Origin of the sequence: Denitratisoma sp. (assembly GCA_032027165.1) — a bacterium.
GTDB lineage: Bacteria > Pseudomonadota > Gammaproteobacteria > Burkholderiales > Rhodocyclaceae > Desulfobacillus.
Genome location: JAVSMO010000001.1, coordinates 1,964,336 through 1,988,834, shown reverse-complemented (window position 1 = coordinate 1,988,834; position 24,499 = coordinate 1,964,336). Strand labels below are relative to the sequence as shown.

General features: G+C 65.6%; 24 protein-coding genes. 18 read left to right on the top strand and 6 right to left on the bottom strand.

All coding sequences use genetic code 11. The features are described 5' to 3' along the window. Positions 1-13: 13 nt before the first annotated feature. The gene (locus ROZ00_09730; protein ID MDT3736494.1) at positions 14-433 is read right to left on the bottom strand and encodes a hypothetical protein; all 420 of its coding nucleotides are present in this window, start codon (positions 431-433) and stop codon (positions 14-16) included. Next, a complete protein-coding gene (locus tag ROZ00_09725; protein MDT3736493.1) occupies positions 411-1,001 on the bottom strand; it encodes a helix-turn-helix domain-containing protein in 591 nt (196 codons plus the stop codon). The genes ROZ00_09730 and ROZ00_09725 overlap by 23 nt, the downstream gene beginning before the upstream one ends. Before the next feature lie 198 nt (positions 1,002-1,199). On the opposite strand from ROZ00_09725, the gene ROZ00_09720 reads away from it, so the two are divergent. The 6 genes from ROZ00_09720 to ROZ00_09695 all read left to right on the top strand — a co-directional run bounded on the left by ROZ00_09720 (position 1,200) and on the right by ROZ00_09695 (position 6,383). Next, positions 1,200-1,430 carry a DUF2892 domain-containing protein gene (locus ROZ00_09720; protein MDT3736492.1) on the top strand — a complete coding sequence of 77 codons (231 nt, stop codon included), beginning with the start codon at positions 1,200-1,202 and terminating at the stop codon, positions 1,428-1,430. A gap of 207 nt (positions 1,431-1,637) precedes the next feature. Beyond that, positions 1,638-2,777, top strand: coding sequence for a Fic family protein (locus ROZ00_09715; GenBank protein ID MDT3736491.1), 1,140 nt, complete (start codon positions 1,638-1,640; stop codon positions 2,775-2,777). Beyond that, positions 2,774-2,929, top strand: coding sequence for a hypothetical protein (locus tag ROZ00_09710; protein MDT3736490.1), 156 nt, complete (start codon positions 2,774-2,776; stop codon positions 2,927-2,929). The genes ROZ00_09715 and ROZ00_09710 overlap by 4 nt, the downstream gene beginning before the upstream one ends. 336 nt (positions 2,930-3,265) lie before the next feature. Then, positions 3,266-3,931, top strand: a complete 666-nt coding sequence (locus ROZ00_09705) for a DUF4145 domain-containing protein (protein MDT3736489.1) — start codon at positions 3,266-3,268, stop codon at positions 3,929-3,931. Positions 3,932-4,010: 79 nt separating this feature from the next. Next, a complete protein-coding gene (locus ROZ00_09700) occupies positions 4,011-4,613 on the top strand; it encodes a hypothetical protein (protein MDT3736488.1) in 603 nt (200 codons plus the stop codon). A gap of 81 nt (positions 4,614-4,694) precedes the next feature. After that, positions 4,695-6,383, top strand: coding sequence for an AAA family ATPase (locus ROZ00_09695; GenBank protein ID MDT3736487.1), 1,689 nt, complete (start codon positions 4,695-4,697; stop codon positions 6,381-6,383). A gap of 272 nt (positions 6,384-6,655) precedes the next feature. Here ROZ00_09695 and ROZ00_09690 read toward each other — a convergent pair whose 3' ends face one another. From ROZ00_09690 to ROZ00_09675, 4 genes are all read right to left on the bottom strand, one after another. Next, positions 6,656-8,335 (bottom strand): iron ABC transporter permease, encoded by a 1,680-nt coding sequence (locus ROZ00_09690; protein ID MDT3736486.1) that lies wholly within the window; start codon positions 8,333-8,335, stop codon positions 6,656-6,658. Between the two features lie 6 nt (positions 8,336-8,341). Next, positions 8,342-9,451, bottom strand: a complete 1,110-nt coding sequence (locus ROZ00_09685) for an ABC transporter ATP-binding protein (protein ID MDT3736485.1) — start codon at positions 9,449-9,451, stop codon at positions 8,342-8,344. 19 nt (positions 9,452-9,470) lie between these two features. Continuing rightward, positions 9,471-10,472, bottom strand: a complete 1,002-nt coding sequence (locus ROZ00_09680; protein ID MDT3736484.1) for an extracellular solute-binding protein — start codon at positions 10,470-10,472, stop codon at positions 9,471-9,473. A gap of 75 nt (positions 10,473-10,547) precedes the next feature. Beyond that, entirely contained in the window at positions 10,548-10,859 is a 312-nt protein-coding gene (locus ROZ00_09675) for an XRE family transcriptional regulator (GenBank protein MDT3736483.1), read from the bottom strand. Between the two features lie 335 nt (positions 10,860-11,194). On the opposite strand from ROZ00_09675, the gene ROZ00_09670 reads away from it, so the two are divergent. The 12 genes from ROZ00_09670 to nirD all read left to right on the top strand — a co-directional run bounded on the left by ROZ00_09670 (position 11,195) and on the right by nirD (position 24,490). Then, the gene (locus ROZ00_09670) at positions 11,195-11,803 is read left to right on the top strand and encodes a TetR/AcrR family transcriptional regulator (protein MDT3736482.1); all 609 of its coding nucleotides are present in this window, start codon (positions 11,195-11,197) and stop codon (positions 11,801-11,803) included. Then, on the top strand, positions 11,800-12,990 hold the full coding sequence (locus tag ROZ00_09665) for an efflux RND transporter periplasmic adaptor subunit (GenBank protein ID MDT3736481.1): 1,191 nt from the start codon (positions 11,800-11,802) through the stop codon (positions 12,988-12,990). Before ROZ00_09670 ends, ROZ00_09665 begins: the two co-directional genes overlap by 4 nt. Next, entirely contained in the window at positions 12,987-14,189 is a 1,203-nt protein-coding gene (locus tag ROZ00_09660) for an ABC transporter permease (protein MDT3736480.1), read from the top strand. Before ROZ00_09665 ends, ROZ00_09660 begins: the two co-directional genes overlap by 4 nt. Further along, entirely contained in the window at positions 14,190-14,897 is a 708-nt protein-coding gene (locus ROZ00_09655; GenBank protein MDT3736479.1) for an ABC transporter ATP-binding protein, read from the top strand. A gap of 11 nt (positions 14,898-14,908) precedes the next feature. Next, complete coding sequence (locus ROZ00_09650) at positions 14,909-15,358, top strand: CopD family protein (protein MDT3736478.1); 450 nt, start codon at positions 14,909-14,911, stop codon at positions 15,356-15,358. A 74-nt stretch (positions 15,359-15,432) separates the two neighbouring features. Next, entirely contained in the window at positions 15,433-17,823 is a 2,391-nt protein-coding gene (locus ROZ00_09645; protein ID MDT3736477.1) for an ATP-binding protein, read from the top strand. A 35-nt stretch (positions 17,824-17,858) separates the two neighbouring features. After that, the gene (locus ROZ00_09640) at positions 17,859-18,434 is read left to right on the top strand and encodes an ANTAR domain-containing protein (protein ID MDT3736476.1); all 576 of its coding nucleotides are present in this window, start codon (positions 17,859-17,861) and stop codon (positions 18,432-18,434) included. A 281-nt stretch (positions 18,435-18,715) separates the two neighbouring features. Then, a complete protein-coding gene (locus ROZ00_09635; protein ID MDT3736475.1) occupies positions 18,716-19,984 on the top strand; it encodes an ABC transporter substrate-binding protein in 1,269 nt (422 codons plus the stop codon). Between the two features lie 10 nt (positions 19,985-19,994). Then, positions 19,995-20,900, top strand: a complete 906-nt coding sequence (ntrB, locus tag ROZ00_09630; GenBank protein MDT3736474.1) for a nitrate ABC transporter permease — start codon at positions 19,995-19,997, stop codon at positions 20,898-20,900. A gap of 13 nt (positions 20,901-20,913) precedes the next feature. Next, the gene (locus ROZ00_09625; GenBank protein ID MDT3736473.1) at positions 20,914-21,705 is read left to right on the top strand and encodes an ABC transporter ATP-binding protein; all 792 of its coding nucleotides are present in this window, start codon (positions 20,914-20,916) and stop codon (positions 21,703-21,705) included. Positions 21,706-21,726: 21 nt separating this feature from the next. Next, positions 21,727-24,210 (top strand): nitrite reductase large subunit NirB, encoded by a 2,484-nt coding sequence (gene nirB, locus ROZ00_09620; protein MDT3736472.1) that lies wholly within the window; start codon positions 21,727-21,729, stop codon positions 24,208-24,210. Further along, positions 24,179-24,490, top strand: a complete 312-nt coding sequence (gene nirD / locus ROZ00_09615) for a nitrite reductase small subunit NirD (GenBank protein MDT3736471.1) — start codon at positions 24,179-24,181, stop codon at positions 24,488-24,490. The genes nirB and nirD overlap by 32 nt, the downstream gene beginning before the upstream one ends. Positions 24,491-24,499 lie beyond the last annotated feature (9 nt).

The window sequence follows — 24,499 nt, the reverse complement described above, 5'->3', positions numbered from 1 at the left end:
GACGAGGGGCCGTCTACTTCCCAACCAGCTTCCCCACATCCCCGATCAGATCAGCCACCACCCCGCAAAGCTCAACGATCGCGGATTCCTCCACTTCAAGGAAACCCTCGTACTCGGCCATGTTCCGTTTCTGGTGGGCGGCATCCAGCACCCGCCAGCGGGGCGCCGGCCAGTCGAGGGTGTGCGTGAGAGACTGGAACACTGTGAAGCGATTTTCGCTGCGGTAGCCATGCCAGCGCAGGGCGGCCAGGGCCGCGGCATGCGCGGCGTTGTAGGCGCTGGTGAAGCGTCCTTCGAGCGAGATGTTGGTCTGCTTCGCATCGACCAGCCGGCTCCTGGCCATCGCCAACATGCGCTCGACCTCGGCCACGTTGCGCGGCTCGGCCTTGAGCTGGCCGATGCGCACCAGATTATCCAGCGCGGGAAGATTCATGCAGTGCTCCGATCAAAGGCAGGACAGGTTGCGCCAGGACGCGATTGACGAACGAATCGGCTTCGGCGCGGCGCCGCGCGAATTCGGCCGGCGTGTAGCAGGTCGGATTGATCTTGCGCCCGAGCTGCGCCTCCACCGGCAGCAGCAGCTCCAGCACTTTCGCGAGCGACAGGTTCTTGCCGACCAGCATCACGTCGATGTCGCTTTGCGCCGTGTCGGTCTGCTTCGCCACCGAGCCGAAGATCCACGCGCCCTGCAGGTCGGGCAGCAGCGGCTGCAGCGCCTCGCGCAGCAGGGGCTCCGCCCCCAGCGTCTTGCGCGTGAGCGCCACCAGCTCGCCGAATACCGGACTGTGCGGATTGGCCTGGAAGCGGCGCAGGTTGCCGACCCGCTCGGATTGCACCAGCCCCGCTTCGGCCAGGCGGTTCAGTTCCCGTTGCAGCGAAGCGCTGCCCAGGCCGGACAGGCGGCGCAGCTCGCTCAGGTGAAAGCCGCGATCCGGCTGGCCGAACAGCCAGCGCAGCACGCGGGTCTGGCTGTCGGAAAAAAGGGCGGAGGCAATTGACATGTCCAGATTCTAGCATGATCGTGCCAATAAATAGCACGTTATTTGCGGGAATCCTCCCCCTCTCCCTCTCAGGGAGAGGGCCGGGGTGAGGGTAATCGCCCCTCTGTAACCCAAGTCACACACCCGAAATTTCCGCTTGACCCGTCGCCTCAGCAACAGTACATTAGCAACAACTAATATTACTCAATGGAGCACCACATGACCGTCAATCAATACATCCGCATCTTCGCCGGCACCTTCATCCTCGTCTCGCTGGGCCTCGCCCACGCCAACGGCCAGGCCGACCTGTCGCAGATGTCGTGGCTGTGGTTCACCGCCTTCGTCGGCGCCAACCTGTTCCAGAGCGGCTTCACCAAGTTCTGCCCGCTGGAGACTATCCTGATCAAGCTGGGCGTCGCCAAGCCGTCCATCGGCGGCAGCTGCGCGTAAGCCGCAACCCTCCTCCTCCTCGCCGCGCAAAGCGGCAGGTTCCAACGGGAACTCCGAAATGGGTTCCCGTTTTTTTTCTGGCGTACCTATGCGAACCTCAATCAGCCGCCCCTATTGATTTAGGTTGGAGTTACAACCTAAAATAACGCTCGCGCTTATTTTAGGTTCGGCTCAACGCCCATGCAGCGACCCGCTCCCGGCAGGTATGTGAGAGTCACCACGACAGGCGAGCCGTTCGACGCCTTCGTGCCGGCGCCGTTGCCGCCGGCGCCGCCGCTGGAGTGGTCGCCGGCCTTGCGCAGGCGCTTCGACGATGCCTTGCTGGCGCTCGGCCGGCTCGATGCCATCGCCGCGCACCTGCCCAATGCGTCCCTGCTGCTCTACAGCTTCGTGCGCAAGGAGGCGGTGCTGTCCTCGCAGATCGAGGGCACGCAATCGTCGCTCGCGGACCTGCTGCTGTACGAGATCGACGAGCAGCCGGGCGTGCCGGTAGCCGATGCGCGCGAGGTGAGCCGCTGCGTGATGGCGCTGGAGCGTGGCCTGAAGCGGCTGAAAGGCGGGCTGCCGCTGTGCATGCGCCTGCTGTGCGAAATGCACAAGGTGCTGCTCACGCATCCCGGCGGACGCGGCAAGACACCCGGCGAGGTGCGGCGCTCGCAGGTGTGGATAGGCGGCACGCGGCCCGGCAACGCGACGTTCGTGCCGCCGCCGGCCGATGCGCTGCAGGACTGCCTCGCGCCGTTCGAGCGCTTCCTCAACGACGAGCCGGAGTCCACGCCGCCGCTCATCAAGGCGGCGCTGGCGCATGTGCAGTTCGAGACCATTCACCCGTTTCTCGATGGCAACGGCCGCCTCGGGCGCCTGCTGATCGTGCTGCAACTGGTCGCCGACGGTGTGCTGCGCGAGCCGATGCTCTACCCGAGCCTGTTCTTCAAGAAACACCGCGCGCTGTACTACGAGCTGCTCAACGAGGTGCGGCTGCGCGGCGACTGGGAACGCTGGCTGGATTTTTTCGCCGAGGGCGTGCAGGTGAGCGCCGTGCAGGCGGCGAGCACGGCCAATGCGCTGCTGGCGCTGGTCAACGCGGATCGCGACCGCATCGCCGGACTGGGGCGCGCTGCGACGTCGGCGCTCGCGGTCCACCACGCTTTGCAGCGCCAACCGATCGCCACCGCGGCCGCGCTGGTCAGCGCCACCGGCCTCACCGCCGCCACCGTGAACAAGTCGCTCGCGCATCTTGAAAGTCTTGCGATCGTCGGCGAACTCACCAACCGGCAGCGCGGGCGGGTGTTTAGTTATACCGCCTATGTGCAGGAACTTGCCCGCGAACTGGAGCCGGACCAATGAGCCGGTTCGGCTTCCTGCAATGCGAATGGCCTGCCTCCGCCTTCGTCGACGCCAACCTGTTCCAGAGCGACTTCACCAGGTTCTGCCCGCTGGAGACCATCCTCGTCAAGCTGGGCGTCGCCAAGCAGTCGCCCGCCGGCAGTGGCGCGTAAGCCGCAACGAACCTCCTCCTGCCGAGCAACGCGACAGGTTTCGACGGGGACCTCGAAAGGGGCCTCCGGTTTTGTATTGGGTTGGAAAGTCAGTCGCTGGGATACGGCGCAGCTGAGGCGTATTCGTCTGCCAACAGCCAGGAGCGGGTCGATGCGCCCAGTTTCGGCTAGCCGGCATATTGGAGTTGTTATTCGGATCCCGCCAGGCAGGATGTCTTGTGCATCAAGGCATTGCGGGAGCATACTTTTAAATAGATATCAATTCATATCCTGACCCTAGGGGGTCCGTCTAATAGCTGTTAGCCGGTAGATCTAGTTTCAGCGAAGGTTATAAGAATGAAACCAACTCAAATAAATGAACTAGGCGTTAGAGCGAGATGCCCTGACTGTAACGGAGCGTTGTCGGTCTTTGACTTCAGAGACTCTAGTCGGGAGTTAGGGTACGTTTTGGTTAATAGACGCCATATCTACGACGGAAAGCCATATGACCGAGTTCACTGGCGGATACTACAGTGCTCCGGCTGCGGCCGCGCAGGTTTAGCAAAATTTCATGACGGAGTGAACCCCACCGTTCTCGAATCATTCCATCCGCGCGCATTGGCGTCATCACCTTTGCCTACGGCAGTCCCTGACGGCATACAAAAGGAATTTAGGGAAGCGGAATTGTGCATGTCAATAGAAGCATGGCGTGCGGCAAGTGCTCTGCTTCGCTCCACTCTAGAAAAGTCTCTCAAGACTAACGGCTATGTAAAAGGATCATTGCAGCAAAAGATCGATGACGCTGCTGATGATGGAGTAATAACCGCCGCAAGAAAGCAAAAAGCGCACGATGACATACGGGTTCTTGGAAATGAGGTGGTTCACGACGAGTGGCGCGTCGTTACCGAGGAAGAAGTGGAATCCGCGCTTCACTATGCGCAGCGGATTCTTGAAGACTTATATGATGACAGGGCATCGGTCGAACAAATATTGATTGCTAAAGGAAAGATGAAGGCGCCATGAATTTGCGCATTCGGCTAACAAGTGCTTTGAGCCGGCGCAAGAACCGCGCGGCTGAAGCGCATCGTTGGGCCTTTCAGTCATGAAGCATCCACCCAAGCTGTTACTTACGATCAATGGCGTTGCTTTCGTCGGCGCTGTCGCTTGGCTGATTTCTCAACCAAGCTGGGAACCCGCTGTCGCTTCCCTAACCTTATTGGCCACGCTTTCGGGCCTTATCATCGCCGATAGAAAATCCCCACAGCCTATGCCTGGCCAAGGTGGTGCAGCTATTCGCACAGAAGATGCGGAAAACCTACACCTCGATAATCAAGGCGTTGTGTGTGCCGGAGCTGGAGGTTCCGGCGGCAGCGGTGGTGATGCAATTCACGTTGCTAACGGCGTTAAAGTCACGATCATCAACAAAGGGGTGATTGCCGGCGGAAACGCCGGCCACGTAGTGCCGAACTATGAAGACAAGTGGGTCGATTTCCAGTACCCAAGCGACAGCGGCCTTCAGGAGCGCCTCGCAAATGCCGGGTACAAAGTTGCTTGGTGTCTTGATACTAGGCTCTCGCGAAAAATCGACATCGAAGGTTGGGAAATCGTTACCGAGTTAAATGAAAGAGGTATCCCTACGAGATTTCGCCTCAAGGACAAGCCTGCCGATCAAACTCTGATTAAGAAGCATGGCGCAAATGGCTAGGCCCAACCCTTCCACCGGACGCCGCGCGGTAAAGACGTGCAGTGCCGGTGAATGCAGCTGTTGAGCAGGACATGCTCTGTTATGTTTGATCTCTCGATAAAGATTAAGAATTACAAGTGTTTCAAAGAAGATTCCGGTTTCGATGTTATCCGGAGAGTCAACCTCATTATCGGGAAGAACAATGCAGGAAAATCATCATTGCTGGATCTGGTTGAAATTGTTGCCAATAAGAACTATCAGTTTGACCGCGCCACCTGGAGAGAGGCTCAAACGCCACAAGTAATATTCAGCGCCAGAGTATCAAAAGACGTTGCCACCAAAACATTTCCCTCCGATACAAGCGGCGGCCCGATCAACGGAAACCACGGTCAATACGGATTGAAATTCGAAGATAGGAAACTGACGTGGACTAAAACCGGACGAGATCGTATCCACGCACAATTGATCCACTGTGATGATGATGGAATCTATCCACCATTAGCGAATACTGGGGATTATGCACAACGCCTGCCGAACAACATGCCTATTCCATTAGAAGGAAAGGCATTTAGAAGAGTTCTTGCTGAAAGAGACATTTTGCCAGAAGTCGACAGCTCAACGATCGACATTAGGCCAAATGGAAGCGGTATCACCAATGCAATTCAGTGTTTTGTAAATAGATCAATCCTTCCAAGTGAGGTTGTCGAGACACACATACTCAATGCATTGAATGAAGTCTTTGCGCATGATGCTACGTTTACAGATATCGTTTGCCAACTCCACGAAAACAATCAATGGGAAATATACCTTGAGGAACAGCACAAGGGCCGCATTGCACTTTCTCAATCCGGTAGTGGGTTGAAGACCATCATCACTGTTTTAGTGTGCTTATTTATCGTCCCATGGCTGGAAAAAAAATCATTAGATCACTACATTTTTGGTTTTGAAGAACTAGAAAATAATATTCACCCCGCCTTGCTTAGAAGGCTTAACGACTATATTTACAGAGCATCTGTAAAACACAATTTCATATACTTTCTCACCACGCACTCTAATGTTCTGATTGATCAGTTTAGTAAGCAAGAGGACGCGCAAATACTGCACGTCAAGCAACATGAAACTATATCGCGGTGCGTGACTGCTAAGACGTATGTCGATAACAATGGGATATTGGATGATTTAGATGTACGGGCAAGTGATCTTCTTCAAGCTAACGGAATTATTTGGGTTGAAGGTCCGTCGGATCGCGCCTACATTAATAGATGGATTCAGCTGTGGAGCGATGGTTTGTTAAGGGAGGGCACCCACTATCAAATTATATTTTACGGAGGAAGGCTCTTATCGCACTTATCTGCCGATGTGCCAGAGTCAATCGAGACTGGGATATCGATTCTCAATGCAAATCGAAATGCCATAATTATTATGGATAGCGACAAGAAGACGCAGCAAGCACGAATAAACGATACGAAACGAAGAGTTCAAGATGAGTTTGAGAAACTAGAAGCGATATGCTGGATTACAAAAGGCAAAGAAATCGAAAATTATATTCCCAGCGATGTTGTTAATAGGTTCTGGGGCTTAAAACAAACCTCTCAGGTTGGGCAATACGATTCCTTTTATGAATACGTTGACTCACTCAAGCCTGGTGAAGGGACAAAATATTTAGCCAAGAAATCGCTACTCGCTGAACAATTAGTGAGTCATATGACCGCTGAGAATATGAGAACGGTGCTGGATCTGGACGAGAACATGAAAAGTATCTGCGCGTGCATAAGAAGTTGGAACAGTTGAAATGTAACTAGATGCGCCAATGGACGCTGAGCGATAATTCAGCTCAGCGCCCCTGAACTTCGGCGCTGAATGTCACTTTCCACTTAGGAAAACTTCACCTCAGTTAGATAGCTCTTCTACGCCGTGTTACACACACTGACTTTTGAATACGTCCCGAAAGTCAGTTCCCACAACACGGCGCCACATACTCCTCCCCTTCATTTCAAGCATTGCTAATGCGTCAATCTGTCGCAGTAGCGCTGCATCAGTTCAGCAGGAGGGCTGTCAGCAACTCAAGCCGCAGTAATCTTGAACCGGTTCCCGATCAGCGTCGCCAGCACGACCAGGCCGGTCGAGATCAGGATCATGACGATGCCGAGCGCCGACAGCCGGCCCCACATGCCGTCTTCGCTGTAGCGCAGGATCTGTATGGCGAGGACTTCCGTGCCCGGGCGCGAGAGCACGACCGAGAGGGTCAACTCGCGCACGAACATCGAGGCCAGCAGGATCCAGCCGGCGACGATGCCGGGCACCAGCAGCGGCACGATGATGCGGCGCAGGGTGACGAGCGGGCTGGCGCCGCAGACGAGGGACGATTCCTCGAGGTGGCTGTGGATCTGGATGAAGGCGCTCGACATCGGCCGGATGCCGTAGGGCAGGTAGGTGGCGATGTAGCCGAGCAGCAGCGCCCAGATCGTCGCGTACAGCGGCGTCTGCACGAAGAACCACATGAAGCCGACGCCGATGACGATGCCGGGAAACGAGAACGAGAGGTAGCTCAGCGATTCGAGCAGGCCGGCGGCGCGGGTCTTCACCTTGACGATGACGTAGGCGACGAACACCGACAGCACGACGCCGAGCGTCGCGCCGACGACGGCGAGGAACAGGCTGTTCTTCAGCGCCAGCAGCGAGATCGGGTCCTCGAGCACGGCATGCCAGTGGCGCAGGCCCATCAATGAGAAAGCGCGCGCGCCGGGCACCATCGAGTAGGGCACGAAGGAGGTGTACAGCAGCACCGCCACCGGCAGCACGATCAGCGCCACCGAGAGCAGGCCGACGAGGCCGAACAGCGGCAGGCGCGCGCGGCCGAGATCGACCAGCGTCGGGCGGAAGCCGCGGCTGGAGACGGTGACGAACTTCTCGCTCTCTGCCGTGAGGGCGCGGTACACCACGATCAGCGTCACCGAGGCGACCAGCACGCTCATGCCCACCGCCGCGGCCTTGCCGTAGTCGGTGGCGAAGCCGGTGGAGATCATGGTGTACAGGTGCGTGGCGAGCACCTGCACGCGGCCGGGCATGCCGATCATCGAGGGCACGGCGAAGGAGGCGAGGCTGCGCACGATGCCGAGCGTGAAGGCGGCGAGGATCGCCGGGCGCAGCACCGGCAGCGTCACGCGCAGCAGCGTGCGCCAGGTGCCGGCGCCGCAGACGCGCGAGGATTCCTCCAGGGCGACGTCGAAGGAGGCCATGGCCGGCGCGACGATGAGGTAGGCGATCGGCAGCTCGAGCAGGGCCTCGACGAAGATCATGCCCCACAGCGAATAGATGTTGAACGGCGCCTCGTCGAGGCCGAAGGCCTCCTTGAGCGCCAGGTTCACCAGGCCGTTGGAAGGGTTGAGCAGCAGCGCCCAGCTCACCGCGAAGAGCAGGTGCGGGATCATCATCGGCACGATGGAGATGACGCCGAAGAGGCCCTTGAAGGGGATGTCGGTGCGCGTGTTGAGGTAGGCGAGGAACAGCGCCAGCAGCGTGGACAGCAGCGAGGTGCCGAGCACGAAGACGGCGGTGTTGGCGAGCACCTCGTAGAAGGCCGGGTCGGTGTAGGCCTCGACGTACTTGTCGGTGGTGAAGCGGCCGAAGGCGGTGAGCCCCTCGGAGAAGCTGCCGAGCATCAGCATCAGCACCGGGAAGACGGTGAGCGCGCCGACGAGGGCGATCAGCGACCAGGTGAGCTTGGTTCTTGGATTGGCCATGCCTGCCTACTGCGCCACCAGCAGGCAGTGGTCGGGGGCGAGGGCGAAGTGCACCGCGTCGCCCTCGGCGAGGCCGGCGTCGGGGTCGGCGCGGGCGAGCAGCAGCGCGTCGCCGGCGCGGATCTCGGCCTCGTAGGCTTCGCCGACGAAGACCAGCGATTCGATGCGGCCGCTGACGACGTTTTCGACATCCGATCCGGCCGGCGCCTCGCCGCGGGCGAGGTGGATGAACTCGGGGCGGATGCACAGCGTCGCCTCGCCGCCGGCGGGGAGGTCGCGCTTCTGGCAGGCGATGCGGCCGAGGCCGCAGTCGACGAGGGTGCGGCCGGCGAAGGTGTGGCCGAAGTCATCGGCCACGACGCGGGCCGGCACCAGGTTGGCGCGGCCGATGAAGTCGGCGACGAAGCGGTGGTCGGCGTCGAAGTAGATCTTCTGCGGCGTGCCGGTCTCGACGATGCGGCCGGCACGCATCACGGCGATCTCGTCGGACAGGGCGAGGGCCTCGACGCGGTCGTGGGTGACGTAGACGGCGGTGATGGCGAGCTTGCCGAGGAAGGCGCGCAGCTCCTTGCGCGTTTCCTCGCGCAGCTTGGCGTCGAGGTTGCTGAGCGGCTCGTCGAAGAGGATGACCTTCGGCGCGGCCACCAGCGCCCGCGCCAGGGCGACGCGCTGCTGCTGGCCGCCGGAGAGCTTGGTGGCGGGCCGCCGCTCGAAGCCTTCGAGCTGGACGAAGCGCAGCGTCTCGGCGACGCGGTGGGCGACCTCGTCCTTCGCCGTGCCGCGCACCTGCAGCGGGTAGGCGACGTTGTCGAAGACGTTCATGTGCGGCCAGATGGCGTAGGTCTGGAACACCATGCCGAGGCCGCGCTTCTCGGGCGGCACCGAGATGTTCTTGTCCTTAGACCAGACGATCTCGTCGCCGATGCGGATCTCGCCGCAGTCGGGCGTCTCGAGGCCGACGATGCAGCGCAGCAGGGTGGTCTTGCCGCAGCCGCTCGGGCCGAGCAGGGTGAAGATGCGGTTGGCGGGGATGACGAGGTTGACGTCGTCGAGGGCCCGGATGACCTTGCCCTCGGCCGCGTACGACTTGCCGACGCCGCTGATGCGGATTTCCATGCTCAGCGCACCGGCCGCCTCACTTGACGTCGAAGATCTGCTTGAACTCGGCGCCCCACTTCACGATCTCGTCGTCCGACAGCTCGCGGATGGCGATCACCTTGGCGTCCTTGATGCCGTCGATGGGCGGGTAGACGCCCGGGGCCAGCACGTATTCGCCGACGTCCTTGGCGAGCATGGCCATGGATTTCTGCGACAGCCAGTAGTCGACGAAGGCGCGCGCGGCGGCCGGGTGCGGCGCCTTGGAGGTCACGGCGATGGCGCGCGGCGTGCCCATCATCGGCTGCGACAGGCGCGCCCAGTCGAGGGGCGCCGGCGCTTTGGTGACGATGTACTTGGGCATCGAGATGGCGATGAGCTTCTCGCCGCTTTCCACCGGCGCCGGCGTCGGCCCGAAGGAGGCGACGAACATCGGCTTGTTGGCGGCGAGGCCCTTGAGGAAGGCGCGCCATTCGGCCTCGGACTTGAAGACGTTTTCCTTGAGGCCGATCAGCCAGGAGATCGTCGTGGCGTGGTTGGCCGGGTTGGCCATGACGATCTGGTCCTTCCACTTCGGCAGCGTCAGGTCTTCGTAGCGCTTCGGCACGTCGGCGGGCTTGACCCGCTCCTTGTTGTAGATGAGGGCGACATATTCGATGCCGAAGAGCTGGATCGCGGCGTCCTTGCGCGTCCACTCGGGATAGCCGGCCGCCGCGGGGGAGCGGTAGTTGGCCAGCACGCCCTTCTCCTTGAGCATCTCGAGCACCGGCAGCGGCGCCTGCACCACGTCGGCCTGCAGCTTGCCGGCCTCGAACTCGGTGATCGCCGTGGCGACGAACTTGGAGGTGGAGATGCGCGTGTACTCGCCGGTGACGCCGGTATCGGCCGTGAAGGCCTTGATGATCGGCTCGACGGCGGTGATGTTGGCGTAGAAGGCCGCCTTGCCCTCGGCCCGGGCCTTGTCGAGCTGGGCCTTGTCTTGCGCCCCGGCCTGGGCGATGGCGCCCAGCACGCAGAATGAAGCGACGAGCAGTTTTTTCATCTCAGGTCTCCCGGCAGGCCGCGGCGCGGCGTTGGGGGCATTTTGCAGCATTTCGGGGGGACGTTGTCGGTCGGGTCAGGCCGCCGCCAGTTCCCCGGCGCGCTTCCTCGGCTTCTTGATGGCGATGCGCGGCTCGAGGCCGGCGGCGGTGGCCATGTCCATGAGGGTGGCGAGGGAGAAGAGGTCGATCTTGCCGCGCATCAGGTCGGACATGCGCGGCTGGGTGATGCCGAGCAGCCGCGCCGCTTCGGCCTGAGTGCGGCCGCCCAGCCTGGCCCACGCCTGCAGCGCCAGGAGCAGATCGGCGCGCGCGCGCAGGCTGGCTGCTTGCTGCGGCGTTTCCTCGATGGCGTCCCAGACGCTGGCAAATCGCTTTTTCTTGCTCATGGCTGCTTCCTCACCAGTTTGGAACCCGGCTTCGCGCCGCGCCGGGACGGGAAAGGCACGCAGGGCATCGAGGGCGCTTCCCAGGAATTCGATCGGCTTCGTCGTCATGGCGAATATACAAGAACTTGTAATTATTGGGAAGCGGCCTCGTCGTACCGAGGAGACTGACTTTCCCTCAGCCTCGGAACGAATGTCCTGGCTATGCTAAGGAGGGGACTGGGTCAGGAAGTGAGCCAGCGACCTGACGCCGAGGCAGCGCCCGCCTGCCCGCCCGGCTTGCCAGGCGGCCCGGCCTGGGCTATATTGGTAAGTAATCTATTACTAACCAAGCCGCCATGCAGCCCGTCCGCGCCCGCCTTTCCACCGAAGCCCGCCAGGCCGAGATCGTCGACACGGTGCTCGACCTTTCCGCCAGCGTGAGTCCCGGCGAGATCACGACGGCCGACATCGCCCGCTCCCTGGGGCTGACCCAGGGCGCCCTCTTCAAGCACTTCCCGAGCAAGGACGCCATCTGGCTGGCGGTGATGGGCTGGGTCGAGTCGCACCTGCTGTCCGCCCTCGACGCCGCGGCGATGGCGGCGCCGACGCCGCTGGAGGGGCTGCGGGCGGTCTTCATGAAGCATGTGCGCTTCGTCGCGAAGCATCCCGGCGTGCCGCGCCTGATCCTCAACGAACTGCAGAAGCCGCGCGACACGCCGATCAAGCGCCGCGCCCGCAGCATGCAGGAGAGCTACCGCAAGCTGATCGTGCGCCTGCTGGCGGAGGCGCAAAATCGCGGCGAGGTCGCCGCCGGCTTCGACAAGGAGGGCGCCGCCACGCTGTTCATCGGCGCCGTGCAGGGCCTGATGCTGCAGGCCATGCTGGCCGGCAGCACGGCGAAGCTGGAGGCCGAGGCGCGGCGCGTGTTCGCCCTCTACCTCAACGCCGTGCGGGAGCCGTCATGAAGCTCGATGCCCTGTCGTTGCGCCGCGCCGGGCTGGTCCTGCTCGGCCTCGTCCTGCTCGCCGCGTTCGTCTTCGTCATCGTGCGCACCGGTCCCTTCGCCTCGACCCGCGTCACCGTGATGAAGGTGGAGGAGGCCAGCGTCGCGCCGGCGCTGTTCGGCATCGGCACGGTGGAGGCGCGCCGTTCCTACCTGATCGGCCCGACCGCCTCGGGCCGCGTGCTCAGGGTGGCGGTCGACGTCGGCGAGGCGGTGAAGGCCGGCCAGCTCCTGGCGGAGATGGACCCGGTGGACCTCGACCAGCGCGTGGCCTCGCTCGAGGCTTCGATCGCCCGCGCCGCCAGCACGGCCGCCGCCGCCGAGGCGCAGCGGCGCGACGCGCTGGCGCGCCGCGAAGTGGCCGCCATCAACGCCCGGCGCTATGCCGATCTCGGCGAGGAGAAGTTCGTCAGCCCCAGCGTCGTCGAGGCGAAGCTGCAGGAGCGCACGTCCGCGGAGGCGGCGCTGGCCGCCGCCGAGGCGAACCTCGCCGCCGCCCGCCAGGACGGGTCGCGCCTGCGCGCCGAGCGCGACGGCGTGCGCCAGCAGCGTCAGAACATCCGCCTCGTCGCGCCAGCCGACGGCGTGGTGACGGCGCGCGATGCCGAGCCCGGCTCGACCGTCGTCGCCGGCCAGGCCGTGGTAAGGCTGGTCGATCCGGCCAGCCTGTGGGTGAAGGTGCGCTTCGACCAGGGCCGCTCGGCCGGCCTCGCCGTCGGGCTGCCCGCCGAGATCGTGCTGCGCTCGAATCCGGCGCGGCCGCTGGCCGGCAAGGTGCAGCGCCTGGAACTGCTCGCCGACAGCGTGACGGAAGAGCGCATCGCCCAGGTGGCGTTCGACACGCTGCCCGCGGGGATTTCGCTCGGCGAGCTGGCCGAGGTCACGCTGAAGCTGCCGCCGGCGCAGGCCGGCCCGGTGCTGCCCAACGCCAGCATCCGGCGCCGCGGCGAGCAGTCCGGCGTCTGGGCCATCCGCGACGGCGCGCTGACCTTCGTGCCGGTGCGCCTCGGCAGTGCCGACCTGGAGGGCCGGGTGCAGGTGCTCGAAGGCCTGCAGGCCGGCGACCGGGTGATCGTGCACAGCGAGAGCGAGCTCACGCCGGAGAGCCGCATCGGCGTCGTCGAATCCCTCGTCGGAAAAGCGCAGTGATCAGCCTCGCCGGGCGCGACATCCTGCATTCCTGGGGCAAGTTCGTCTTCACCGGCGTCGGCCTCGGCCTGCTCATCGGCGCCACCCTGACCATGGCCGGCGTGTACCGCGGCATGGTGGACGACGCCCGGGTCCTGCTGAGCAACAGCGGCGCCGACATCTGGGTCGTGCAGAAGGACACTCTCGGCCCCTATGCCGAGCCCTCCAGCATCCGCGACGACGCCTACCGCGCCATCCTCGGCATGCCCGGCGTGGCGCGCGCCGCCAACGTCACCTATCTCAACATGCAGGTGCAGAAAGGCGGAGAGAACGCCAGCGACGTGCGCGTGATGGTGGTCGGCTTCGAGCCGGGCCAGCCGGGCGAGCCGGCCTACCTGGTGGCGGGGCGGCAGCTCACGCGCAGCCACTACGAGGCCGTCGCCGACGTGCGCACGGGATTCAGGCTGGGCGAACGCATCCGCATCCGCCGCCACGACTACACGGTGGTGGGGCTGACGCGGCGCATGGTCTCCTCCGGCGGCGACCCGATGGTCTTTATTCCACTCAAGGACGCCCAGGAGGCGCAGTTCCTCAAGGACAACGACGCCATCGTGAACGAGCGCGCGCGCACCGCCGCCAATCCCGCCCTCAACCGCCCCGGCGTGCCCGGCCTGCTCGAAGCCATCCAGGCCTCGCAGACCGTCAGCCGCAGCGTGAACGCCGTGCTGGTGCAGGTGCAGGCGGGGCAGGACGCCGAAGCCGTGGCCGCGCCGATCCGCCGCTGGAAGCATCTCGAGGCCTACACCCGCGCGCAGATGGAGGAGATCCTGGTGGCCAAGCTGATCGCCACCTCGGCGAAGCAGATTTCCATGTTCCTCGCCATCCTCGCGGTGGTGAGCGCCGCCATCGTCGCCTTCATCATCTACACCATGACGCTCGGCAAGATCCGCGAGATCGCCGTGCTCAAGCTGATCGGCACGCGCAGCCGCACCATCGCCGGCATGATCCTGCAGCAGGCGCTCGGGCTGGGGGCCATCGGCTTCGTCGTCGGCAAGATCTCCTCGGCGCTGTGGGCGCCGTTCTTTCCGAAGTACGTTTTGCTCCTGCCGAGCGATGCGCTGCGCAGCTTCGTCGCCGTGATGATCATCTGCGCCATCGCCAGCACGCTGGCCATCCGCGCCGCGCTGCGCGTGGACCCGGCAACGGCCATCGGAGGCTGAGTGGACGGCTTCGGCATCCGCATCGAGGGCCTGCGCAAGCGCTACGGCGAGGGCGATACCGCCGTCGACGCGCTGAAGGAAGTCAACATGACGGTCGCGCCGGGCGAGGTGGTCGGCCTGATCGGCCCGTCGGGCTCGGGCAAGACGACGCTGCTGAAGTGCCTCGGCGCGGTGATCGAGCCGACGGCGGGCCGCATGACCCTCGGCGACGAGGTCATCTACGACGGCGGCTGGAAGATCGGCGACCTGAAGGCGCTGCGGCGCGACCGCATCGGCTTCGTCTTCCAGGCGCCCTACCTGATCCCCTTCCTCGACGTCACCGACAACATCGCGCTGCTGCCGATGCTGGCCGGCAAGCCCAACGGCGTGGCACGCAAGCGCGCGCAGGAACTGCTCGAGGCGCTCGACGTCGGCCACCGCGCCCGCGCCGAGCCCTCGCAGCTCTCCGGCGGCGAGCAGCAGCGCGTCGCCATCGCCCGCGCCCTGGCCAACCAGCCGCCGGTGATCCTCGCCGACGAGCCGACGGCGCCGCTCGATTCCGAGCGCGCGCTGGCCGTCATCCGCATCCTCAACCGCATGGCGCGGCAGTACAACACCGCCGTCATCGTCGTCACCCACGACGAGAAGATCATCCCCACCTTCAGGCGCATCTACCACATCCGCGACGGCCAGACCCACGAGGAAGCCGGCGAGGGGCGGGAAGTGTGATAATCGCCGCCATGCTCCGACAACTCCTGATCTTCCTGCACCTCGCCGGCGTCGTCGTCTGGGTCGGCGGCATGTTCTTCGCGCACTTCTGCCTGCGCCCGGCCGCGCTCAGGCTGCTCGAGCCGCCGCAGCGCCTGCCGCTGTGGGCGGCGACGCTAGGCGCCTTCCTGCGCTACACGGCCGTCGCGGTCGTCGTCATCCTGCTGAGCGGCTTCGCGCTGATCTTCGAGGCGGGCTTCGGGCAGGCGCCCATCGGCTGGCACGTCATGATGGGCATCGGCCTCGTCATGGCCGGCATCTTCGCCTGGGTTTACGGCGGGCTCTATCCGCGCCTGCGGCGGCACGCCGAAGCCGGCGCCTGGGCCGAGGCCGGCGCCGCGCTCAACGCCATCCGCCGCCTGGTGACGACCAACCTCGCGCTGGCGCTCGCCACCCTCGCCGCGGCGTTCTTCCTGCGCTGACCGCCCGCGTCCTGCCGCGAAGGTTGATTTCACGGCGGGATGGGGTAACCTCCCCGGAAAAACGGGGAGGACCCTTGCATACAAGTACCGGCATCCGGCTGCTGCTGCTCGCCGCCGCACTGCTGTGGCCCTGCCTGGCCGCCGCCGCGCTGCCGGCGCCGTGGACCGAGGCGGGCTTCCTGTTGTCCGATGCGTCGCAGCCGCCCGCCGACGACGAGGCGTGGGGCGTGCAGACCTTGCCCGACGAATGGCAGCACACCCGCCCGGAGACGAGCGCCGCCGCCTGGTACCGCTTCCGCGCCGAGCTGGCCGCCGTGCCCGCCGAGGTGCAGGCGCTCTACGTGCCGCGCGGCAACGACCGGCTGACGGTGTACGTCAACGGCCGGCTGGTCGGCGACACGGCCGAGCCGGGCGGCCAGGCGATGGACACCTGGAAGCGGCCCCTGCTGTTCACCGTGCCGCCCGCCGTGCTCGTCGCCGGCGAGAATCGCATCCACCTCCGCCTGGAGGGCCGCGCCGGGCACTACACCGGGCTTTCGCCGGTGGTGTTCGGGCCGCAGGCGGCGCTGCGCGAGGCGTACTGGAGGCGCATGGCCCTGCAGACGGCCGCCCCGGTCGGCCTGGCCGCGGCGCTCGGCCTGCTCGGCATCTTCTTCCTCATCCTGTGGTGGCGCCGCCGCGACGACGCCACCTACGTCCTGTTCGGCGCCGCCTCCATCGTCTGGGCGGTGCGCAACGTCGCCGACGTGCAGTTCCACCTGGCGGTGCCGCAGCCGCACTGGGAAATCCTGATGACGGCGCTCTACTTCACCTTCGTCGGCCTGCTCTGCCTGTTCTGCCTGCGCTTCGTCGCCGCCTCGCTGCCGCGCTACGAGCGCCTGCTGCGCGGCGCGATGGTCGCCACGCCGCTGCTGCTTTACGCTGCGCTGCCGTGGATGTCGGTGCTGGACGCCTCGCGGATCGTGCTGCTCGCGATGCTCGGCTTCGTCGCGCCGCCGCTGGCGGTGGTGGCGCGCAAGGCCTGGCGCGAGCGCAGCCTGGGCGCCGTGCTCATCGCGCTGGCCGGCGGCGTCGCCTTCGGCTTCGGCGCCTACGACTGGATCGCCGTCGGGCAGCCCGGCATGTTCGACAGCGTGCGCCTGGTGCCCTATGCCGCGCTGTTCTTCACCACCGCGGTCGGCTGGATGCTGGCGCACCGCTTCCTGCAGGCCTATGCCGGACTCGAGCGGCTCAACGCGGAACTCGACCAGCGGGTGGCGAAGAAGAGCGCCGAGCTGCTGCGCAACATGGAAAATCTCGGCCAGGCCAAGGCCGAGGCGGAGGCGGCCAACGCCGCCAAGTCGCGCTTTCTCGCCGCCGCCAGCCACGACCTGCGCCAGCCGCTGCAGGCACTCGGCCTGTTCGCCGCGTCGCTGGCCGGCCAGACCGATCCGCTGCACATCCGCAGGCTGGTCGGCCGCATCAACCAGTCGGTGGAGGCGCTGGAGAAGATGTTCTCCGGCGTGCTCGACGTCTCGCGGCTGGATGCCGGCGTGCAGACCGTCGAACGGCGTCCCTTCCCCGTGCAGGAGGTCTTCGCACGCATCGCCGTGGATTTCCTGCCGCAGGCGCAGGTGCGGGGACTGCGCCTGCGCGTGCGGCCGACCGGCGAGTGGACGGAGAGCGATCCGCTGGTCTTCGAGCGCATCCTGCGCAACCTGGTGTCCAACGCCATCCGCTACACCGAACGCGGCGGCGTGCTGTTGGCCTGCCGCCGGCGCGGCCGACGGCTGTGGATCGAAGTCTGGGATACCGGCATCGGCATCGCCGAGGCCGATCGCGAGAAGGTCTTCGAGGAATTCTTCCAGGTCGGCAACGCCGCGCGCGACCGCAGCCAGGGTCTCGGCCTCGGACTGGCGATCGTGCGGCGCCTGGCCGACCTGCTCGGCGAAAAGCTGACGCTGCGCTCGGTGCCCGGCCGCGGTTCGGTGTTCGCCCTGCGCTGCAGCCGCGCCATGCCGGTGCCGGCCGCCGCTCAGGTTGCGTCGCCGGCCACTCCGCATGAGGCGGGCGGGCGGCAGCTCGTCGTCCTGCTCGAGGACGACGCCCTGGTGCGGATGGCGCTGGAGGGGCTGCTCGTCCAGCGCGGCCTGGCAGTGGCCGGCGGTGCCACCTTCGACGAGGCCTGCCAGGCGGCGCGGCAGGCCGTCCGCACGCCGGAACTGATCATCGCCGACTATCGCCTGCGCGACGGAGAGAACGGCGTGGCGGCGGCGCGGAAGTTGCAGCAGGCATTCGGCGCCGCCATCCCGGTCGTGCTGCTCACGGGTGAAACCACCCACGGCGGGCTGGAGGAGGCGGAGGCGAGCGGCTTCCCGATACTGCGCAAGCCGGTCACCGGCGCCCGCCTGCTTGCGGAAATCGACATCCTGCTCGGCCGCGCCGGCGTGAGCGGCAAGGCGGCCGAGGTGCCGACGGACTGCTAGGGCCGCTCTGGCACACCCCTTGCTCGGCAGAAGGCATGCTGAGCATCCTCGTCATCGACGAATCCCGCACGCGCGCCGCCGAGATCTGCGCCGGGCTGGCGCTCGCCGGCCACCAGGTGGCGGCGGTGCTGTCCTCGGCGCTGGATCTGTCCGAGCAGGTGCAGGCGATCCAGCCCGACGTGATCCTCATCGAGACGGATTCGCCCTCGCGCGATACGCTGGAGCACCTGGCGACGCTGAACCGCGACCTGCCGCGGCCGGTGATCATCTTCGCCCAGGAGGGCGACGCCGAGTCGATCCGCCACGCCATGAAGGCCGGCGTCGCCGCCTATGTCGTCGACGGGCTGGAGACGGCGCGCCTGAAGCCGATCGTCGACGTGGCGGTGGCGCGCTTCGAGGAGCACCAGGCGCTGCGCCGCGAGCTGGCCGCGGCCTCGCAGAAGCTCTCCGAGCGCAAGCTGGTCGAGCGCGCCAAGGGCCTCCTCATGCAGAAGCGCGGGTTGGCCGAGGAGGACGCCTACCGCGCGCTGCGCAAGCTGGCGATGGACCGCGGCCGCCCGCTGGCGGAGGTCTCGCGCGATCTCATCGAGATGGCGAAAGTCCTGCTGTAACGCCCCCACGCTGGTGCGGTTTTGAGAATGCCGCACCGCATTAGTGCGCGGCGACTCGTTCGATCATCTTCGCGGCGATACCCGCCGATCCCATAAAAAACCATTGCAGGCACGGTGTTGCGCGCGATTCGCCGGACCTGGCACGGGCTTTGCAATTGAAGGGGCAAGCACCGGGTCAACGGCGATCCGGAAGGTTTCGGGCAAGGGCGTCCATCCGCGGAGTTCTCCTCCTCTTCTTCGCGGGTGCGACGCCCATTTTTTGTGGAAACAGGGAGCATGCAATGGACGACAAGCACATCGAATCGGGAATCACGCGGCGCGACTTCCTCAAGACCACCTCGCTCGCCGTCGGCGGCGCGGCGCTGATGGGCATGGTGCCGCCCGGCGTGCGCGCGGGCGCCTGGGCCGCCGGCTCTGACGCGCCGGAGAAGAAGGAGGTGAAGATCGGCTTCATCCCGCTCACCGACTGCTCCTCGGTGGTGATGGCGGCGGTGAACGCGTTCGACAAGAAGCACGGCATCAGGATCATTCCGAGCAAGGAGGCCTCCTGGGCCGCCGTGCGCGACAAGCTGGTGAACGGCGAGCTGGACGCGGCGCACGTGCTCTACGGCCTGGTGTACGGCGTGCAGCTGGGCATCGGCGGGCCGAAGAAGGACATGGCGGTGCTGATGACGATCAACAACAACGGCCAGGGCATCTCGCTGTCGACGCAGATGAAGGAGAAGGGCGCGGTCGACGGCGCCTCGCTGAAGAAGGTGGTGGCGGCGAGCCCGGCCGGCACCTACACCTTCGCGCAGACCTTCCCCACCGGCACGCACGCCATGTGGCTCTACTACTGGCTGGCGGCGCACGGCATCGATCCCTTCCGCGACGTCAAGTCGATCGTCGTGCCGCCGCCGCAGATGGTGGCCAACTGCCGCGTCGGCAACATGCACGGCTTCTGCGTCGGCGAGCCGTGGAACCAGCGCGCCATCGTGGACAAGGTCGGCTTCTCGGTGGCCACCAGCCAGGACGTGTGGACCGACCACCCGGAGAAGGTGCTCGGCACCACCGCCGACTGGGTGGCGAAATACCCGAACACGGCGCGCGCCATGACGGCGGCGGTGCTGGAGGCCTCGCGCTGGATCGACGCCTCGCTCGCCAACCGGCGCAAGACGGCGGAGACGGTGGCGGCCAAGGCCTACATCAACACCGACATGGACGTCATCCTCGGCCGCATGCTCGGCCGCTACGAGAACGGCCTGGGCAAGAGCTGGGACGACCGGAACTACATGAAGTTCTTCAGCGACGGCGCGGTGAACTTCCCCTATCTGTCGGACGGCATGTGGTTCCTCACCCAGCACAAGCGCTGGGGCCTGCTCAAGGCCGACCCCGACTACCTGTCGGTGGCGAAGGCGATCAACCGCATCGACGTGTACAAGCAGGCCGCCGCCGCGGCGGGCGTGGCGCTGCCGAAGGGCGAGATGCGCAGCGCCAAGCTGATCGACGGCGTGGTGTGGGACGGCAAGGACCCGAAGAAGTACGCCGGCGGATTCAAGGTGCATGCATAAGGAGACGACCATGAGTGCCACAGCCGTGACGATCGACAAGCCCGCCGCCCCGGCGGCGGACAAGCGGAAACCCGCCCCGGCCGCGCCGGAGGTGCAGGTCGTGGAGAAAAAGTCAGTCTCCGCGGGACGGCGGCAGCGGGTGGGCGCAGGCTTTGCCGCAGCATTGCGCCTGCTGCTGCCGCCGGTTCTCGGCCTGGCGGCCTTCGTCGGCGTCTGGGCGCTGGTGTCGAAGTCGAGCCCGCAGCTGCCCGGCCCGTCGGTGGTGTTACAGGCGGCGGTGACGCTGTTCGCCGACCCGTTCTACCGCAACGGGCCGAACGACCAGGGCATCGGCTGGAACATCCTGTTCTCGCTCGAGCGCGTCGGCATCGGCTTCGGCCTGGCGGCGCTGGTCGGCATCCCGGCCGGCTTCCTCATCGGGCGCTTCAAGTTCCTCGCCGACATGACGGCGCCGATCGTCAGCCTGCTGCGGCCGGTGTCGCCGCTGGCCTGGCTGCCGATCGGCCTGCTGGTGTTCAAGGCCGCCAACCCGGCGGCGATCTGGGTGATCTTCATCTCCAGCATCTGGCCGATGATCATCAACACCGCCGTCGGCGTGCAGCGCATCCCGCAGGACTACCTCAACGTGGCGCGCGTGCTCAACCTGCCGGAGTCGAAGGTGTTCACCAGGATCCTCTTCCCGGCGGTGCTGCCCTACATGATGACCGGCGTGCGCCTGTCGATCGGCGTCGCCTGGCTGGTGATCGTCGCCGCGGAGATGCTCACCGGCGGCGTCGGCCTCGGCTTCTGGGTGTGGGACGAGTGGAACAACCTGAAGGTGGAGAACATCATCATCGCCATCTTCGTCGTCGGCCTGATCGGACTGCTGCTGGAGCAGATCCTGGTCATGCTCGCCAAGCGCTTCAGCTACGAGTGAAAGGAGCACGGTCATGAAGAAGATGGTGCAGATCGAGGATGTCGGCATGACGTTCGCCACGAAGAACGGCCCCTTCACGGCGCTGCGCGACATCAACCTGACGATCCACGAGGCGGAGTGCGTCTCGCTGATCGGCCATTCCGGCTGCGGCAAGTCGACGCTGCTCAACCTGATCGCCGGGCTGACGCGGCCGACTTCCGGCGTGCTGCTCGCCAACGGGCGCGAGGTGGCCGGCCCCGGCCCCGACCGCGGCGTGGTGTTCCAGAACCACTCGCTGCTGCCCTGGCTGACCTGCTACGACAACGTCTACCTGGCGGTGGAGCGCGTCTTCGGCGCCAAGGAGGGCAAGGCCAAGCTGAAGGCGCGCACGCAGGCGGCGCTGGCGCTGGTCGGCCTGACGCACGCCGAATCGAAATTCCCGCAGGAGATCTCCGGCGGCATGAAGCAGCGCGTCGGCATCGCCCGGGCGCTGTCGATGGAGCCGAAGATCCTGCTGCTCGACGAGCCCTTCGGCGCGCTCGACGCGCTGACCCGCGCCAACCTGCAGGACGAGCTGATGAACGTCATGGAGGCGACCGGCGCCACGGTGGTGATGGTGACCCACGACGTCGACGAGGCGGTGCTGCTCTCCGACCGCGTGGTGATGATGACCAACGGCCCGGCGGCGACCATCGGCGAGGTGCTGGAAGTGAAGCTGCCCTGGCCGCGCGAGCGCCTCAGGCTCGCCAACGACCCGGTGTTCACGGCGGGCCGCGCCGCGGTGCTGGAATTCCTCCACCGCAAGCACCTGCGGCGCGCGGCGTAATCGAAAGAAGGGAGCGCAACAATGAAGAAACCCAAACTCGTCCTCGTCGGCAACGGCATGGCCGGCGTGCGCACGCTGGAGGAATTGCTCAAGCTGGCGCCGGACCTCTACGACATCACCGTCTTCGGCGCCGAACCGCACGGCAACTACAACCGCATCCTGCTCTCGCCGGTGCTGGCGGGCGAGATGCAGCTGCCGGAGATCATGCTCAACGGCCTCGACTGGTACCGCGAGCACAACATCACCCTGCACGCCGGCAAGAAGGTGGCGAAGATCGACCGCATCCGCCGCAAGGTGGTGGCCGAGGACGGCACCGAGGCGCCCTACGATCGCCTGCTGCTCGCCACCGGCTCGAACCCCTTCATGCTGCCGGTGCCGGGCAGGGACCTGCCCGGCGTGATCGCCTACCGCGACATCGCCGACACGCAGGCCATGATCGAGGCGGCGGCGCATCACAGGCACGCCGTGGTGATCGGCGGCGGCCTGCTTGGCCTGGAGGCGGCGAACGGACTGAAGCTGCGCGGCATGGACGTCACCGTGGTGCACGCGGCGGACTGGCTGATGGAGCGCCAGCTCGACCGCGCGGCGTCCGGCATGCTGCAGGCCTCGCTCGAGGCGAAGGGCCTGAAGTTCCTGCTGCCGAAGTTCACCAGCGAGCTGGTACAGGGGGAGTCCGGCCGCGTCTGCGCCGTGAAGTTCAAGGACGGCGAGACGATCCCCGCCGACCTGGTGGTGATGGCGGTGGGCATCCGCCCGAACACTGCGCTGGCGGAAGCCGCCGGCCTGCACTGCGACCGCGGCATCGTCGTCAGCGACACGCTGCAGACCTACGACCCGCGCATCTACGCCGTCGGCGAGTGCGCCGCGCACCGCGGCACCGCCTACGGGCTTGTCGCGCCGCTCTTCGAGCAGGGCAAGGTCTGCGCCAACCACCTGGCCAATTTCGGCATCGGCCGCTACGCCGGCTCGGTGGTGTCGACCAAGCTCAAGGTGACGGGCATCGACGTCTTCTCCGCCGGCGACTTCATGGGCGGCGAGGGCACCGAGGAGATCGTGCTGAACGACCGCAACGGCGGCGTGTACAAGAAGCTGGTGCTGAAGGGCGACAGGCTGGCCGGCGCCGTGCTCTACGGCGACACGGTGGACGGCAGCTGGTACTTCCAGCTGCTGCGCGAGGGCCGCGACGTCTCCGGCATCCGCGATCACCTGATGTTCGGGGAATCGCATCTCGGCAGCGCCGGCCATCAGGGCCAGAGCAAGGCCGCCGCCATGGCGGACTCGGCCGAGGTGTGCGGCTGCAACGGCGTCTGCAAGGGCACCATCGTCAAGGCGATCAAGGAGCAGGGCCTGTTCACGCTGGAGGAGGTGAGGAAGCACACCAAGGCCTCCAGCTCCTGCGGCTCGTGCACCGGCCTGGTCGAGCAGATCCTCGCCACCACGGTGGGCGGCGCCTACCAGCCGCAGGACGCCTCGAAGAAGCCGCTGTGCGGCTGCACCGACTACACGCACGAGGAGGTGCGCAAGGCGATCCGCGAGCAGAAACTGCTGTCGATTCCCGAGGCGATGCGCTTCATGGAATGGAAGACGCCCGACGGCTGCTCAGGCTGCCGGCCGGCGCTCAACTACTACCTGGTGTGCGCCTTCCCGAAGGAATACCGGGACGACCCGCAGTCGCGCTTCATCAACGAGCGGGCGCATGCCAACATCCAGAAGGACGGCAGCTTCTCGGTGGTGCCGCGCATCCACGGCGGCGTCACCACGCCGGCGCAGCTCAGGCGCATCGCCGAGGTGGCGGAGAAGTACGCCGTGCCGACGGTGAAGATCACCGGCGGCCAGCGCATCGACCTGCTCGGCGTGAAGAAGGAGGACCTGCCGCGGATGTGGGCCGACCTCGACATGCCTTCGGGCTTCGCCTACGGCAAGTCGATCCGCACGGTGAAGACCTGCGTCGGCTCGGAGTGGTGCCGCTTCGGCGTGCAGGACTCGACGAACCTCGGCATCGACCTCGAGCGCGCGCTCGACCGCATGTGGGCGCCGCACAAGGTGAAGCTGGCGGTGAGCGGCTGCCCGAGGAACTGCGCCGAGGCCGGCATCAAGGACGTCGGCGTCGTCGGCGTCGAGTCCGGCTGGGAGATCTACGTCGCCGGCAACGGCGGCATCAAGACGGAAGTGGCGCAGTTCCTGGCCAAGGTGAAGACGCGCGAGGAGGTGATGGAATACGCGGGCGCCTTCCTGCAGCTTTACCGCGAGGAAGCGCGCTACCTCGACCGCACGGTGCACTGGGTGGCGCGCGTCGGCCTCGACTACGTGAAGCAGCGGGTGGTCGAGGACGCGGCGAACCGCAAGGCCCTTTACGAGCGCCTGCTCTTCGCCCTGCAGGACGAGAAGGACCCGTGGGCCGAGCGCGCCAAGGGGCTGCGCAGTGCCGAGTTTGCGCCGATCAGGATTGTCGAGAAAAAAGGAGAAAGCAGCGATGAGCGCCTGGCTCAAAGTGTGTCCGCTTGAGGAGATCCCGCCGCTCGGCGCGCGGGTGGTGAAGACCGCGCGCGGCGACGTCGCCGTGTTCCGCAACGCGCAGGACGAGGTGTTCGCCGTCGACGACCGCTGCCCGCACAAGGGCGGCCCGCTCTCGCAGGGCATCGTCGCCGGCAATCGCGTCACCTGCCCGCTGCACGGCCTGCACATCGCCCTCGACAGCGGCAAAGCCGTCGCCCCCGATACCGGCTGCACGCACCGCTACGCGGCGCGTGTGGACAACGGGACGGTATTGATTCAGCTCGGCTGAACGGCCTCC